The sequence below is a fragment of the Paenibacillus rubinfantis genome, assembly GCF_001486505.1.
GTDB lineage: Bacteria > Bacillota > Bacilli > Paenibacillales > Paenibacillaceae > Fontibacillus > Fontibacillus rubinfantis.
In genome coordinates this window covers 695,172-710,805 of record NZ_LN909063.1, presented here as the reverse complement: position 1 = coordinate 710,805, position 15,634 = coordinate 695,172, and the positions used below count along the sequence as shown (strand labels likewise).

The 15,634-nt window shown below is 51.0% G+C and carries 13 protein-coding genes; 4 read left to right on the top strand and 9 right to left on the bottom strand.

What is annotated here, in order from left to right:
- Nucleotides 1-57: 57 nt before the first annotated feature.
- Nucleotides 58-933 (bottom strand): UTP--glucose-1-phosphate uridylyltransferase GalU, encoded by an 876-nt coding sequence (gene galU, locus BN3277_RS08260; RefSeq protein WP_059041762.1) that lies wholly within the window; start codon nt 931-933, stop codon nt 58-60.
- Nucleotides 934-1,087: 154 nt separating this feature from the next.
- The gene (locus tag BN3277_RS08255; RefSeq protein ID WP_059041761.1) at nt 1,088-1,285 is read right to left on the bottom strand and encodes a hypothetical protein; all 198 of its coding nucleotides are present in this window, start codon (nt 1,283-1,285) and stop codon (nt 1,088-1,090) included.
- Nucleotides 1,286-1,607: 322 nt separating this feature from the next.
- Here BN3277_RS08255 and BN3277_RS08250 point away from each other — a divergent pair, with 322 nt between their 5' ends.
- The 3 genes from BN3277_RS08250 to fucO all read left to right on the top strand — a co-directional run bounded on the left by BN3277_RS08250 (nt 1,608) and on the right by fucO (nt 3,866).
- Nucleotides 1,608-1,781, top strand: coding sequence for a hypothetical protein (locus BN3277_RS08250; protein WP_059041760.1), 174 nt, complete (start codon nt 1,608-1,610; stop codon nt 1,779-1,781).
- Nucleotides 1,782-1,924: 143 nt separating this feature from the next.
- A complete protein-coding gene (locus BN3277_RS08245; protein WP_059041759.1) occupies nt 1,925-2,224 on the top strand; it encodes a DUF6809 family protein in 300 nt (99 codons plus the stop codon).
- Nucleotides 2,225-2,714: 490 nt separating this feature from the next.
- The gene (gene fucO / locus BN3277_RS08240; RefSeq protein WP_059041758.1) at nt 2,715-3,866 is read left to right on the top strand and encodes a lactaldehyde reductase; all 1,152 of its coding nucleotides are present in this window, start codon (nt 2,715-2,717) and stop codon (nt 3,864-3,866) included.
- Nucleotides 3,867-4,233: 367 nt separating this feature from the next.
- On the opposite strand, the gene BN3277_RS26410 is transcribed toward fucO, so the two are convergent.
- The 7 genes from BN3277_RS26410 to BN3277_RS08205 all read right to left on the bottom strand — a co-directional run bounded on the left by BN3277_RS26410 (nt 4,234) and on the right by BN3277_RS08205 (nt 13,554).
- Nucleotides 4,234-4,317 (bottom strand): putative holin-like toxin, encoded by an 84-nt coding sequence (locus tag BN3277_RS26410; RefSeq protein ID WP_374043727.1) that lies wholly within the window; start codon nt 4,315-4,317, stop codon nt 4,234-4,236.
- 176 nt (nt 4,318-4,493) lie between these two features.
- Nucleotides 4,494-6,944: a U32 family peptidase gene (locus tag BN3277_RS08235; RefSeq protein ID WP_059041757.1), complete on the bottom strand. Its 2,451-nt coding sequence runs from the start codon at nt 6,942-6,944 to the stop codon at nt 4,494-4,496.
- A 390-nt stretch (nt 6,945-7,334) separates the two neighbouring features.
- Nucleotides 7,335-7,997: a deoxynucleoside kinase gene (locus BN3277_RS08225; protein ID WP_059041755.1), complete on the bottom strand. Its 663-nt coding sequence runs from the start codon at nt 7,995-7,997 to the stop codon at nt 7,335-7,337.
- A gap of 2 nt (nt 7,998-7,999) precedes the next feature.
- The gene (locus tag BN3277_RS08220; protein ID WP_059041754.1) at nt 8,000-8,641 is read right to left on the bottom strand and encodes a deoxynucleoside kinase; all 642 of its coding nucleotides are present in this window, start codon (nt 8,639-8,641) and stop codon (nt 8,000-8,002) included.
- A gap of 153 nt (nt 8,642-8,794) precedes the next feature.
- The gene (locus BN3277_RS08215; protein ID WP_222860913.1) at nt 8,795-11,725 is read right to left on the bottom strand and encodes a DUF5704 domain-containing protein; all 2,931 of its coding nucleotides are present in this window, start codon (nt 11,723-11,725) and stop codon (nt 8,795-8,797) included.
- A 389-nt stretch (nt 11,726-12,114) separates the two neighbouring features.
- Nucleotides 12,115-13,047, bottom strand: coding sequence for a copper amine oxidase N-terminal domain-containing protein (locus BN3277_RS08210; RefSeq protein ID WP_059041753.1), 933 nt, complete (start codon nt 13,045-13,047; stop codon nt 12,115-12,117).
- A 291-nt stretch (nt 13,048-13,338) separates the two neighbouring features.
- Entirely contained in the window at nt 13,339-13,554 is a 216-nt protein-coding gene (locus tag BN3277_RS08205) for a DUF2759 family protein (protein WP_059041752.1), read from the bottom strand.
- A 357-nt stretch (nt 13,555-13,911) separates the two neighbouring features.
- Between BN3277_RS08205 and BN3277_RS08200 the strand changes: the two genes are divergently transcribed.
- Nucleotides 13,912-15,549, top strand: coding sequence for a nitrite/sulfite reductase (locus tag BN3277_RS08200; RefSeq protein ID WP_059041751.1), 1,638 nt, complete (start codon nt 13,912-13,914; stop codon nt 15,547-15,549).
- Nucleotides 15,550-15,634 lie beyond the last annotated feature (85 nt).

The following is a 15,634-nucleotide window of genomic DNA, read 5'->3' as shown; positions in this document are numbered from 1 at the left end:
ATGTTATATTTCATTGTCCTATATAGGGGTAGCTTATCAAAAAGGAGAGGCCGTTTTTTAGTTCAAGCTATCCAAGATCATCTCCGACATGTATTTGATCAGTTCGTCGCGGAGCTCGGGGTTCTCGAGGGCGTAGTGGATCGAAGTTTTGATGAAGCCCAGTTTCTCGCCGACGTCGTGGCGGGTGCCTTCGAAGTGATAAGCCAGTACCCGTTCGGTTTCGCCTAGCTGCGAAATCGCGTCGGTTAACTGGATTTCTCCATTAACGCCGATGCGTTGGTTCTCTAAAATATCAAAAATGGCAGGGGTTAAAATATAACGCCCCATAATAGCCAGGTTGGACGGAGATTGACTTGTTTCGGGCTTCTCCACCAGTTGCTTTGCCTGGTAGACGCGGTCACGAATTGCCACGGGATCAACTATTCCGTAACGGGATACCTCATCCCAGCCCACCGGCTGAACCCCTACGATGGAAGCCTGTTGTTCGTCGTACACCTCGATCATTTGTTTGAGGCAAGGCGTGGTCGATTCGACGATATCATCACCGAGCAGCACCGCAAACGGCTCATCGCCGATAAACTTGCGTGCACACCAGATGGCGTGGCCAAGGCCTTTGGGTTCTTTTTGCCGAATATAATGAATGTCTGCCATTTCCGAAGATCTGCGTACCTCTTCCAGCAGCTGATATTTCCCTTTTTCGTTCAAATTATATTCCAGCTCAAAAGAGGTGTCGAAATGGTCCTCGATCGCCCGTTTGCCTTTCCCCGTCACGATGATGATATCCTCAATGCCGGAAGCAACCGCCTCCTCCACGATATATTGAATCGTAGGTTTGTCGACGATTGGCAGCATCTCTTTAGGCATCGCCTTCGTCGCCGGTAGGAAGCGTGTCCCAAGCCCGGCTGCGGGGATGATCGCTTTGCGTATTTTCATGAAAATGTGGCTCCCTCGTTCCTATATGATTTACCTGGTGTCATTATACCATATCCCAAGTGGCGGTTCGCAAAAAGGACCCGAGGTTTCGCCCCGAGTCCGACCTAAGTTATAAGTTAGTTGACCTTCATCTAAGTGGATCAGTAAATCGAATTTACTGGATCCAAAATTTCCGCCATGTGAAGCGCTGAGGAAGTTGTTCCTCGTTGCGGATGCGATTACCCGGTTCTGGCGTGTGCAGGAAACGTTCGGTGCCAAACTCGATTTTGCGGTATTCTTGTTCGCCGCCGATTTCCAGACGTCCTTGTACACGGGTCACGACCGATTGCATCTCGAGGAATCCTTCAAACATCACTTTCACCCTCCTAAAAGTTTGTGAGCAAAGCTTGGGAAACGAGGTGTTTCGGCAGTTTGCAAACCTCCATTAAACCCTTGATACACCTCATTTGTTTACGCTTTCATTATAGCATATCAGCGATTTTTTGATAATCGATAAAGATCGGTTATCGCCCCTTTACCTGCCAAGTTCACAAACCCTCCACAAGTTGTATTTGATAGGAAAACAGGTGTCTTTGTGGGGTGTTTTTCTTCAATATTTTGTAATTTTTTAATTGACTTAACGTGGGACAAATTATATAGTTTATTTGTGTGGGACTGAAAGTGGGGTGAGTACCTTGAGTCCACGAACAGGACGGCCAAAAGCGGAAAATCCCAAGAAGTACAACATCAAAGCGCGCTTCGATGAGGATTCGTACAACGCCTTGAACGCTTATTGCGACAAGCACCAAATTACCATCACCGAAGCAATCCGGCTGGGGATCAAGAAGCTTTTGTCCGAACAAAAGTAAAAGGAAGCGGCGCAATCTCGCAAAAGAACGACGCCACTTCCCCCAGAGGCAACCCCCAAGAATGGAAAGTTGCATAAATATCCTACCATGTGCAATCTATCCTTTCAAGGAGGCGACCTCTTACATGGAAAGGGAGGGTTTACATGCCAAACCTATTGGAAGAGTTGTATGCCGGTCATATGATGCCGGATGAAATGATCGTTTCCCGTGACCCCCGGTACCGTCCGGTGTGCCGGCAAATTTCCGATCTCACCGAATACTGGCACAAGAAACTGGGCGAAGAGGCCTTCAGCGAACTGGAATACCTGCTCGACCTGCATGCCAAAGCCAATGCGATGCATGCCGCGGCCGTGTTTTCGCACGGCTTCAAGCTGGGAGCGGCCCTCTTCGCGGAAGTTTTCAATGGAAAAGACGAGCTTGTCCGCCCAACCTCATCCCTCTAAATACGGGGCGTGAACGAACGGCGGAATTAGGTCCAGAGAGCCCGGTTAGCCGCTCCGATCCATTCGGCTGGCTGGGCTCTTTCTGAACTGCATAAGTGCAGTTCATTTTCCGCAGAAATGCCTTTTTGAGCGATTGAAGTGTAAAAGTACAGTTGTTTTGAACCTATTTGTGAAAAAAGGGGGCTATGGGCTGAAATGAACTGCAGTTTTACATTTGATAGGCAAGATTGAGGGGGATTGGGCGGAAACCACCTGCACTTTTGTATTTCGTGTGTTTCTATATCTTCAACCCGTCTCACAAAACAAAATAAATTCACATTTATTATGTTGTTTTATGTTGATTCCCCAACATCCAGCGATTATGATGAAAGCAGACGGAAGTTGCCAAGTCCCCTACCGAGGATAGGGTCTATCACCGTCCAAAGACGTAAACACAGAGACCGGCAGCTTCGAATAAGTGAATACTTTCACATTATAGGAGGATGGGCAAATGAGTCAACGGATGATTTTGAATGAAACTTCGTATTTCGGTGCCGGAGCCATCGCGAACCTCGTAAATGAGGTGAAGAGCCGCCATTTAGGCAAAGCCCTGGTGGTCACGGACAAGGAGCTCGTGAAATACCAAGTAGTGGCCAAGATCACGAAGCTGCTAGATCAACACAAAATGCCGTACGCCGTGTTCGATGAAACAGTAGCTAACCCTACCATCGAAGTAGTGCAAAAAGGAATTCAAGCCTTTAAATCAGAGGCAGCCAATTATATCATCGCCATCGGTGGCGGATCGCCGATCGATACGGCCAAAGCCATCGGGATCATAATTAATAACCCGGAATATGCAGACGTTCGCAGTCTGGAAGGCGCGGTAGCTACGGCCAATCGATCCGTGCCCATCATCGCCATCCCCACAACCGCCGGTACGGCAGCCGAGGTCACGATAAACTACGTCATCACCGATGCCGAAAACAAACGCAAATTCGTTTGCGTGGATCCTCATGACATTCCGGTCGTGGCGATCGTCGACCCCGACATGATGAGCTCCATGCCAAAAAGCTTAACCGCTGCGACTGGTATGGACGCCTTAACCCATGCCATCGAAGGCTATATCACCAAAGCTGCTTGGGAGCTAACGGATATGCTCCACCTCAAAGCCATTGAGATCATCTCCCGCTCTCTTCGTGGTGCCGTCAACAATGAGCCAACCGGACGCGAAGGCATGGCGCTGGGCCAGTACATTGCCGGTATGGGCTTTTCCAATGTGGGGCTTGGGCTGGTTCATGGAATGGCGCATCCGCTGGGGGCTTTCTATGATACGCCGCACGGGGTAGCGAATGCGATCCTGCTCCCTACGGTCATGGCCTACAATGCGGATTATACCGGTGAAAAATACCGCGATATCGCCAAAGCCATGAGCGTTCCGGGAACCGAAGCCATGAGCTTGCAGGAGGCGCGTAGTGCCGCGGTCGCCGCGGTACGGCAATTATCGCTGGACGTCGGCATCCCGGCCCATCTTCGCGAGGTAGGCGTGCGTGAGCACGATATCCCTGCCCTGGCCCACTCCGCGTTCGCCGATGTCTGCACAGGCGGCAATCCACGCGACACGTCGATCACTGAGATTGTGGAGTTGTATCGGGAGATTTATTAGGTAGGTTACTGGATGATTGCTAATGGAACCAGGAGACCTTATTGACCCCAAAATTGCCGAACCCCCCCATGGAGCCGAATAACGCCCTCTAGTTCCGTTAGAGTGGGAAATGTCCGGGAATAAGCAAATAAGGTCGTTCAGTTCCGTTAGAGTCATTAACTTCGGATTCGCAGCCTTGATTGGATTATTGAACTCCTCTGCGAAAATGTTCGCGAACGTGTATATTTTGTATCGATTGTGATACAATGGAAGTAATTATTTTGGAGCCGTGCTTGCAGGGCACGGCCCCGGGCAATAGCCGCTTTTAAGGGCGGCAGGCTGTGTAGGATCTCAGTACAAATAGACCGATTCCTTTGCCGAGGGCGGTCTATTTGCGTTTATGGAAGGAAAGTATCAGGACCATTAATGTCGCAAATGAGATCATTAGAGTCAATGCTTGATATACTTCCATTTGGCATCCCTCCCTTCCTAGAGAATGAGAGGTAGCCGACCGCCCTTGCAAGCCTATTCTATTGCTTATCTAATATTATACCCCATAATTGCTAAGTAATGGTATTCTCGCATTTTAAAGCAAAAAGGGAGCCCCGTGCGGTACACAACCGCGAACCAAGGGGCTCCCTTAATTATTTATTTCACCAGTTGTCCGCGCGTAACGCCCAGTTGGTTGGTCGCTTTGAGCGTTTTCCACACCTGGGTGCCGCTGATTTCTCCGCGCAGTGCTTTGTTGTAGAGGTCGATGACCTCGTGTACCTGCTCCGGCGTTTCCTCGAGGAACTCGACGCGGTATTTGGATACGCCCAGCTCGAGAAAATGGCTCAGGTACTCCGCGCCCGATTGCTCGATCGCGTTATACACCGTGTTGCGGCAGCCTTCGTCCACCCGGACGGGGTGAGACATGCCGATTCGGTCCTGCAGCGAGGCGCGGTGCTCTTCGCACGGGCGTCCACAGTTGGTGTAGTCCGTACCCTCGCTGAGGAAGGTACAGTACACGCAGTGCTCGGTATGGAACATCGGCAGATGCTGGTGAATGACGATCTCCATGTCAGCCGTAGGGCTGACGCGGAGCAGATCCACCATCTGCTGGATGTTCAGGTCGTAGGACGGCGTGACCACGTCGCAGCCGACTTCCAGGAACAGCTCGGCCGTCTTGTGGTTGGCGATGTTCAAGGAGAAATCACCAATCAATTGCGGATGCACGGCCGACGGGTTCTCTTGCCGGTGGCGCAGGTAGTAATACAGCGCCCCGGTGTTGCGCACCAGCACCGCGTCGGGCTGGAGGCGCAGGATGTTGTTGTGGTAGCCGTTCTCGCCCGGCATGTGGATGCGCGGCGTCGCCAGCGCAATCCAGGCTCCGGCTGCGCGAACGGCTTCCACTGCTGCCGGGAACTGCTTGATAAACTCGAAGTCGGCGTAGATGAACGATACGCCGGCTTCCAGCGCAGCCTGCACCTGCGGCAGGCTGCGGCACAACGCGGCAAGCGCCCGCGTCCACACGGGCGGCTTCGGCCGCTCGGCGGCGAGCAGCTCCACTGCGCGCCGGCGGATGCTGTTCAGCTCTCGCATGGGCAGGATGACGTCGCCATACAGCTCCGCATCCAGCTTCTCGAGCTGAAACACCGTGCCGCCGAGACGCCCGAACTGCTCTTCGAGCAGGGTGGCGTCCATCGGCCGTTTTTGCGCGACCTCGAGCTCCAGCTCCGAGTCGACTTGCACCGTCGTTCCCTTCTGCACATCCGTCCAGAAGGTGTTCAGCAGCCCGCCGGCGTGGCCCACGGCCCGCACATGCACCGGGAAAACCCGGTACGGCTTCTCCGTCTCGTACGTCTGGCGCAGGCGCTTGTCGAGCGCCGGATCGTTGGTCTTCCAAATGCGGTCGCCGACATGCACGCGGCGCAGATCCACGTCATTGCGACCCGGCACAATATCGACGATCCAGCCTTCACCGGCTTCGCCTTCCTGCTTCACGCCTTGACGGCGCAGGTCGTAGACGCGGCCGCCCTCTTCTTTTTGCGTCGGATCCCCGGCATCAAACACAATCCCGTCCCCGCGCTTCAGCGGCGCATCCAGCTTGCAGACTACACCGTCGCGCAGCACCTTCTCTACGCGGCCGAGGTACACGCCCCGGCTTTTCGGGAACGTTCCGTCCAGCAGCTTCTTATTGTTTGTCCCTTCCAGGAAGCCATGCGTAAAGCCGCGCGAAAAGCTCTGCTGCAGCTCGCGAATCTCCTCTTTCGACGGAGGCGTATCGTCCCCATCAAAATACCGATCAATCGCCTTCCGGTATTTGCTCACTACGTTGGCGACGTACTCCGGGGTTTTCATCCGGCCTTCGATTTTAAAAGACGTCACGCCCGCCTCGATCAGCTCCGGCATGATGTCGATCGCCGCCAAATCCTTTGGCGACAAGAGGTAGGCGACATCCCCCATCGGCTTCTGTTCCCCGTCGACGATCAAATCGTACGGCAACCGGCACGCCTGCGCGCATTCGCCGCGGTTCGCCGAACGCCCACCCCACATTTCCGACGTCAGGCATTGCCCCGAATAGGATACGCACAGCGCCCCATGCACGAACACCTCCATCGGCAGCTTGGCTTGCTCCCCGATCACCTTAATTTGTTTGAGGTTATTTTCCCGGCCCAGCACCACGCGTTCCATATTCCACGGCTTCACGAACTCCACCGCTTCCGGCGAAGTGATCGTCATCTGCGTCGAGCCATGAATCGGAAAATCCGGCGACAATTCGCGGATCAGCTTCACCAGCCCAAGATCCTGCACAATCACTGCATCCACGCCCGCATTCATGCACGCCTCGATCAGTTCCTGCGCATCCCGCAGCTCATCCTCGAACACGAGAATGTTAAACGTCAGGAAGCCCTTAACCCCATAACTGTGCAAGAACGCCATAATCTCCGGCAGCTCGTCCATCCGGAAATTATTCGCCCGCGCCCGGGCATTAAACTTCTCTACGCCAAAAAAGATCGCGTCCGCTCCATTCGCCACCGCCGCCCGCATGCAATCCCAATCGCCGGCCGGCGCCAGCAGCTCCACATCCTGCCGCGTTAACGTTGTCTTACTCATATATGCCTCCCAAGCCGGCATTCACCAGCATCTATTCTACTTCACTACCGAAACTTCAAAATTAAAGTGTCAACCAACTTATATATTCTAGCAGACATTGCCCGTGCACTCTAGCTTTTCCATCCATTCGCAAGGAAAAACATGGAGGAGCCGCAAGGCAGCTCCCCTCATGGTCCTTCTCACGCTCCTTTGCACGATGATCCCTTTCGTTCAGAACGAGGGACTCGAGGTTATCCCGAGCCTTTATCAATCCACTTCCTCCACAACCTGATGCAACGGGATAATCGCTAAAAGACAGACAGCAGACACCCCACGTAGTCCTATAAATTTCCGAGCGTCAATAAAAAAGAAGCCAACGAAAGCCGCAGCTCCATTGACCTCTTGCTATCCTTACACGTTTCGCTTCGCCCGCGACGCCTGAATGATCTCCCCTGCCTGGCGGATGATCTCGTCCAGCGACGCTTCATCCGTCGCATCGTATTCATCGATGTTCAGCCGCAGCACCGGACAAGCGGTGAACTCTTCGATCCATTTTGCGTACCGTTCATGCATATGCTCCCAGTAGGAGACGTCCGTTTGAATCTCCATTTCCCGGCCCCGCTGCTGAATCCGCTTCAAGATGGAGGACAGATTGCCTTCCAGGTAGATCAACACATCCGGATGCGGAAAATACGGCGTCATCACCATCGCCTCAAACAAGCTGGTGTACGTCTCGTAATCGGTCTTCGACATCGTGCCCTGATCGGCGTGCATTTTGGCAAAAATCCCGGTGTCCTCATAAATCGAACGGTCCTGGACAAACCCGCCGCCCGCTTCAACGATCGCCTTCTGCTCTTTAAACCGCTCCGCGAGAAAATAAATCTGCAGATGGAAGCTCCACCGCTCGAAATCGTGGTAGAACTTTTCCAGATACGGATTATTATCGACCTTCTCCAAGGAGGTGCGAAAGCCCAGGCGCGAGGCCAACGCGGTGGTCAACGTGGATTTGCCGACGCCGACGGTCCCCGCTACCGTGATCAAAGCGTCCTGGGGGATGTACAATTCATAACTCATCTTTATAAGTGCTCCTTTATCTTGGCAACGATCTGCTCAAAATGCTCCGGATGCTCAACGAAATCCAGCGCATTTCCGTCGATCGTAATAATGGTCGTCTCCGGCTCCTGCGTGCGAAGCTGCGTAATCGCCGTTTCGTAATCCTCGATCAGTTGCTCCAAATACCCCGGATCGATGTCCTTTTCAAAGCTGCGCCCGCGTTTTTCGATTCTCTTCAGCAAGGTGGCGAGCTCCGTCTGAATGTACACAATCACATTCGGTTTAGGCAAATCATCGGTCAGCAGATGATAGATCTGCCGGTATTTCTCCCGTTTGTCCCCATGCAGCGTGCGCTGGGCAAAAATCCAGTTTTTATAAATATGATAATCCGAAACAACCGGCAACCCCCGGGACACATAATTTTGCACCGTATCCTCCAATTGCTTGTACCGGTTGCACAAAAAGAACATTTCCAGCTGAAAGGCCCATTCCTCGATATTCTGATAGAACTTGTCCAGGAATGGATTCTCGTCTACGATCTCCTTCAACAGCGGATAATCAAACCGCTTGGCGAGCATCGTTGCCAACGTGGTTTTTCCGGCTCCGATGGCGCCTTCCACGGCGATAAACGGGCATGGCTTCTTCACTTGATGGTCCTCCCACATCTCACTTGCCTGAAAAATAGACTAGAACATTGTAACATAGAATTCACGAATTCGTGGGGAGAACTTAGCGAAAAAAAGGGAACCGTGTCGCCCGCATCAAAAAAAGCTCGATCGCAAAGCACCCCGGTCCCTCTATTCGAATCTATTCCTTATCTAGTGCGTCACCAACGGCCGAAAATCATCACGGCTCGACAGATCCGCATGATAAAACGCCACGTCCCCGTCCTTCAGTGTGAAGCGGCGCCCATAAGGGTCGATCACGCTCCGCGCGAATCCCTCCATCCCGGTCCATTGGTTCATTAGCGGCGCGCGGATATATTGAAGATGTGGTTTCCCCGTCTCTCCGTTTCGCACCGTCTCGATGTTGAAGTTCACTACGATATACCCTTTTTTCAAAAAAATCGCCGACCGATCCGTTAACCCTCCATGCGTCCGCCCATACTCCGCTACATTCGTGCCCGCCGGAACGGCGTACAATTCCGCTGGCAAGCTGTATTCGCCATACCATCGTTGCACCGCGGCATTGGCTCGTGCCGAGTCCACGCCGGATGGGATTCCCGTCTTGGGGCCGATCAGCGTACGCACCCCTTCCGGCAATCGCAGCTGGCTGAAGCTGCCGATGGGTGTTTTTTGCTGCGAGTGCTTCTGGATAAACCAATCCACGAACTGGCTGCGCCCGATTCCGGCTACTTGATTAAAGTTGTAGTCATGATCGTATTGGTAGAGCGCCGTATCCGTCATCTCCTCGATGGGCACATTCCGCAGTCGTTCATTCAGAATGACGTAACGCTGTACCTGGTCCGATGCCGAACCGATCCGTACGTAACTCCGACTTCCGGTATGGTAATACAAATCGACGGGTTGCCGACTTCCACTCGTTGCGTCGATGAAATCAAACGTTGGCGTAATCACGATTTGGTCGAGCGGGCCAAACATATTCCCTTTGGTTTTGAGGTCGAATTTGAAATGGTACCCCGTTTTGATCACCGCGTTTTTGTACAACGGATGGCTTCCCGGACGGATCGGCAATGTGAAACGTGAGATGTTCCCACGGGGCGTTCCATCAATCTCGTTTAGCCCGACCCAATAGGCAGCCCCGGTTGGTGTCCGACTTCCCGCCGCCGTCCGAAAAACCCCTTCCCAATAATAATCGGCGATATCCGTTACCTGAAAATCATACACCCGACCGATCACATCCACCGGCACCGTGCCGTAGGCGATGTGATGGCTGAGGTTCAAGTTCGCGTTGGTCTGCTCCGTGGCTCCGGATGGCGCGTTGTGCGCGATGGTGCGGAACTCCACGGTATAGAACCCTTCATCCACCCAAACGGGCAGGAAGAAGGCAAACTGCTCCCGGGACTTGTCCACTTCGATCCAGGTGTTTTTCGGATAAAAGGCCGCTTTCGTCCCTTCATACACATCAAAGGGGAACCGCACCTGCTTGCTGCCTATGTATTTCAAGTAGTCCCGGTTTCCGTACCCCAGATAATTCGTATGCTGACCGTTGTTTGGCATCATAACCGTAAAAGGCCGATCCAAAATGATCGCCGATCGCCCCGCCGCCGGAGTGGTCTTCTGATTGTGCGCCCGATCGTCGGAGACGCCGGGATATATCACCACGGGCGTATGTACAGTAATGCGGTTGATACCGTAGATGGGAAAGCTTCTGTCAGAGCCGCCGTTGATATTGCCGCTCATCAGCCCATAATAAATCGTCCCCGTACTAGGCTGATCCGCTTTATTCGTCTTACTCGTGGGAATGACGTGTCCCGGACTATACAGCACGTTGTTGGAAATGGGAGCGGCGATCGGGATTTGCCCCGGTCGTTGTCCCGCCCGTTCCGTTTGGGCGCCGTTCATAATCGTACTTCCGTTAAAGGTGAGGCTATCGTTCTTCACCTTGACCTCATCTACAGCGTCCTCAGCATAGGACTTCAGGTTTTCCCCGCTGACGTCCGGTTTCGTCTTCCCGCCCGATTTGCTCCCAGAGGGGGCTTCTACCGTATTCGGCGGTGAAGGTGGAGTATACCCGCTGGATTTCGAAGCCGCATAGCTTGGCGGCGAATACCCGCTAGGCGAAAGTCGGATGCCATTCCCCTCAAAAGCGTAATTTTGCAGCGCCGCTTCGTTGATTTTGTACACCTCCAGGTTATCAATCACCCAGAAGGAATACTTCCTCTCGATCGGATACGACTTCGTCAGCGTCTCGCTGGCCGACTGCGGGTCAGGCTCGGTATGCTTGTTCCCGTTCTCGTCCGTCACTTCTTTTCCGGGATCCCAAGTCAATTCATAGGTACGGTTCACCGTAATCTCAAAGCTGCATGTCCCGCTCATTTCCACAAATTTATTTTTGGATAAATAGCTTTTGGCAAGAACATTGCCGTATAAACTCTCCGATGTTGGAATGCCATCCAGCACATTAAATCGTTCAGCCCCGCGGCTATCTGCCTTAATGACCGCGCTAACCGCCGGATCATTTAGCGGAACGTCAATGACGTTGCCGCTGGGGGCTGGAGAGGTGCATTGACCACCAGGTGGCGGATCCGTTGGATTCCCCGATCCTCCAGATCCTTCATAATACAAGTTCAGATAGTAAACCTGGAACTTCCCCTCATAGGTAAAGGTCATCGGATCACCATAGAACGGATTCTCATTGGAAGGATCGGCATCCGATCTTTTCTTGTAGTATTTATATTTGTAGTTCGCCGAATCAGGGGATGGCTTGATGGAGTAGGTTTTATTCAACTCCAATTTCATTTCATAGTCCTTAAACCCGTCAACGCCATTTAATGAAGTATTATCCGTTCGTAAATGTTTAACGACCGCTTTCCCTTCATTGGGTTCCAGTTCAATCTTGAACAGTGTCGGAAAGAAATAACGCCAGCCCTGAACCCCTGGGGCAAATACTTGTCCGTTGTCTTCTTCTTCTTGCTTGCGATTAATAGGACGCGTTTCTGCCTTAAGCAATCCTGGATTCACATAAGCCGGTACTTTAACCACATTGGTTCCCTTACCCGACCAATTTCCAGGTGCAGGCTGCACGATGTTATAAATTGTTGAGGTCGCATCACTAAAATAGTCCATTGGTTTATTTTCCGGCCTAGCCGCTTGGAAAATTTCTGAAGAATACTGACCATTATAGTCAAATTTCGATACAGTCACATTCTTGACTTTCTCTCCAGCAGAAAAGACGAATTCATAGTCAAAACCATCGACAGGTACAGAATCACCAGGCATAACCCCATAAGTCCAACTGCTTCGGTCACTTTCATCCCCTGTTGCATATTTCCACACTTCGTAATACACCATCCCTACAAAATACCAAACGTTTGGATCTTTGGGGTCTTGGTACATTCTGTTTTTATCAATAGCACTAGCCTGTCCGAAAAAAAGCAAGAACGAACTGATGAAGATACATAGACTTAAAGATACCTTCATCCCTCTTTTAAGCATCTCTATTTCCTCACTTTGACTTACTTAAATGGGTTTACAATCGCTACAATGTACTCATCAGGAAATTCGGTTCTAAAAGCTATATAATCCGCAGATTTAAGATCAAACTTAGTCCAGTCTCCACCAACAAGCTCCCCATTAACAAAAACATCATCCTCACTTTTTACAGAGAAATAACTGGTCACGGTACCGTCAGAATGTTCTTCTGTTCTCCACAGTACCTCCCTTCTGTATTTAGCCGAACCATTCTCAACCATAAAGTAAATTGGAGTACCTATTTGATTGCTGCGTACAGCAACAAAATTCTCACCGTCAATTTTCACTTTGGAGATGCTGTAAACCTCATTTCCTTTACTTAGTCTCAACGGAAGCTGCTCGCTTTGGAAAACCTTAATCCCTTCATATGGCACTCTTCTAAAGTTGTTCAATAATTTCGTATCCTTGGTGTAATACTTCTTAAACTTATCCAAAGATTGCATCGGCAGATTATCCGTATTTGGCAGCGTCTTTTCCCCGATCCAAACCCACTGTCCAACCGAATCCCAACTTACGCTCTCCCCTAGATTTTCACTGACAAATCTTAGCGGGACATAAGTGCGTCCTTGAATTGCTTTTGCTGTTGTATCCATAGTTACGGATTGGCCATCAACAACCGCCTGTTGGCTGCCGATCGTTAATTCGATCGATTTGTCTCCCTTGGCGTATTTCACTTTCTTCTCAGGCCCATTAAACTCCACACGCGCCCCTAGGGCTTCCCCAACCCCACGGAGCGGCACTTGGACACGTCCGTTTACCATAAAAGGATCGCCGCCTTGGAATTTGATTTTGCGACCATCCACAAGCACGGCCACATTCGACTTCGCTTGTTTGGCGGACACCTTTACGCTATCGCTGCTATTCACAAACCCTAAGCAGACACTCCCAACCAGCAAAACAGCAAGTAGTTTCTTCAAATCCATCTCTCCTTCGATTTACTTTTGGCAGGTAACTCGGTATATATATCCTCACTAATTCGCTTTCCTCCTTCCATCAACCTCCTTCGTTCTTGCTTTTCTGATAAATTCATCCAATTATCACAAATAAAAAACACACCTCGCCATCCAATGATGTCAAGGTGTGCTTCACCTGTCCCTTATTATAATCCAGATCCTGTAAATTGAAAAGACACCTTATCCCTTCTTCAGGAACAAGGTGTCTTGGCTTATTCATATCGTGAAATATGTATCACTCACTTGGGTTTGGTTTTAGCTGAACCAAGTTTTGATCATAATCGCATCTGACGCCAAAAAGACCAACAGGCTGATGATCCCGAAACCGATGGCGAACAAGTTCTTCTTTGGACGCTCAGTCACCAGGCGGATGACGCCGATCAAAATGATGATCGTAAACAAAATCATAAAAATATCGAACCCATTAAATGTCGTCGTTTTTGCCGCTTCTTGCGCTGCTTCGAGCAACATCGCGAAACCTCCTCTTGAAATCCACGAAATCACAACTCTTCTTCTATGTTATCTTCCCTCCGGTTCGGATGCAAGAGGAAAGACAAGATTTTGTCAAACTTTTCGCTAAAATCACATGCTTGCCGCCGAATTTACCCCTTATTTTACGTCAGGTGTCATTGACAAATACATTATCACCAGATCTTTAACTCTTCATAAGTAAGTTTTATATCCAGAAGTCCCTTTCTTTATTTACGCTAATTCTTAACTATGGTACCATGAAAAATAACATTATTCATAGTTTTGTTGTCGGAATTAAATAAAGCGGAATCCAGCTAAGGATTCATTACCACACAGGGATCAAAGGGAGGGTATCGCATGGCTTATGAACCGATATGGACCGCGGAACCGGAGAAATTAAACAAATTCGAATTCGTCAAATTGGAAAAAGACGGGCTGGACGTCATCCGTACGATTATTGAGGAGTATGCGGTTAAAGGCTATGACTCCATTCCTGCGGACGATATGGACCGTTTCAAATGGGCCGGCGTGTATCAGCAGAAACCAAAGGATGGACACTTCATGATGCGCGTGCGTATCAATTCCGGAATCATGACCACGCAGCAAGCGCGTGCTCTGGTGGATATCGCTCGGTTGTATGGCCGCGACCTAGTGGACGTGACGACGCGGCAAGCCATCCAATTCCATTGGCTGCGGGTTGAGCATTTGCCCGATATTTTCAAAAGGCTGGAGGATGTAGGGCTGTATTCGTTCGAAGCGTGCGGCGACTGCCCACGGACCATCGTCGGCAATCCGCTCGCCGGAATCGACAAAGATGAGTTAATCGATACGACGGAGATTGTTGAAGAGGTTAACCAATTTTTCCTGTTGAACCGCGACTTCTCCAACTTGCCACGAAAATACAAAATGTCGATCTCCGCAAATATCTACAATAACGCACAGGCAGAAATCAACGATCTGGCCTTTACCCCGGCGGTTAAAGTAATTGATGGAAAAGAGGTCATTGGGTTCCACGCCATGGTTGGCGGCGGTTTATCCGCGAAGCCGCATTTGGCCAAACCGCTGGATATTTTCGTTAAACCAGAAGAAGTGCTGAAGGTTGCGATAGGGGTCACCACAATTTTCCGCGATTATGGCTACCGGGAAAAACGCCACCACGCCCGCCTGAAATATCTGGTTGCTGATTGGGGACCGGAGAAATTCAAGGAGAAGCTGGTCGAACAAGTTGGCGAGCTCGAGTCACGCGGGGAAGACAAAACCGTCGGCTGGCAAGCCGCCTATTTCGACGGGGTGCATCCGCAGAAGCAAGAAGGCCTGAATTACATCGGCCTGAATGTACCTGTTGGTCGACTGAATGCCGAGGAACTGGAGCAACTCGCCGATGTGGCTGACCAATACGGCGAAGGCAAAATCCGCACCACCATGTCGCAAAATATTTTGCTCAGCGGCATTCCGGACGACAAGGTCGAGGAAGCGCTCCAAGCGCCCGTACTGCAGCGGTTAACGCCGTTTCCGAAGCATTTTATGAGCCGGACCGTCTCTTGCACGGGCAATGAATTTTGCAACCTGGCGATCGTAGAAACGAAACGCCGTGCGGCCGAAGTGGCCGAGTACCTGGACCAACATGTGGAATTGGACGAAAAAGTCCGTATCCACTTTATTGGCTGCCCTAATGCCTGCGGACAGAAACATATCGCCGATATCGGACTGCAGGGTTCCCTAGTCAAGACCCCGGAAGGTATGGTCGACGCATTTGATATTGCCGTAGGCGGTACTTTGGGTGGCGGGGTGGACGGTCCTCAAGCTCAGTTTAACCAAGCGCTCAAAGGGCGCGTTAAAGGCGATCAAGTCGCCTATGTCCTTGAGCAGCTGCTGCTGTTCTACAAAACGAATCGGAATCCCTCCGAATCGTTCCATGAGTTTGTCCTGCGCGTCGGAGTCCCAACGTTCCAGGAGCAGTTAAGTCAGATTCTTGAGGCGGGTATCGCCTCGTAAACGTTGGTCTTTCAAGTAAAATATGTGATAAATAAAGAGCGGAGATGCGCGAGCCAACCGCCCTTATAGCCCTTCTGTTTATAAA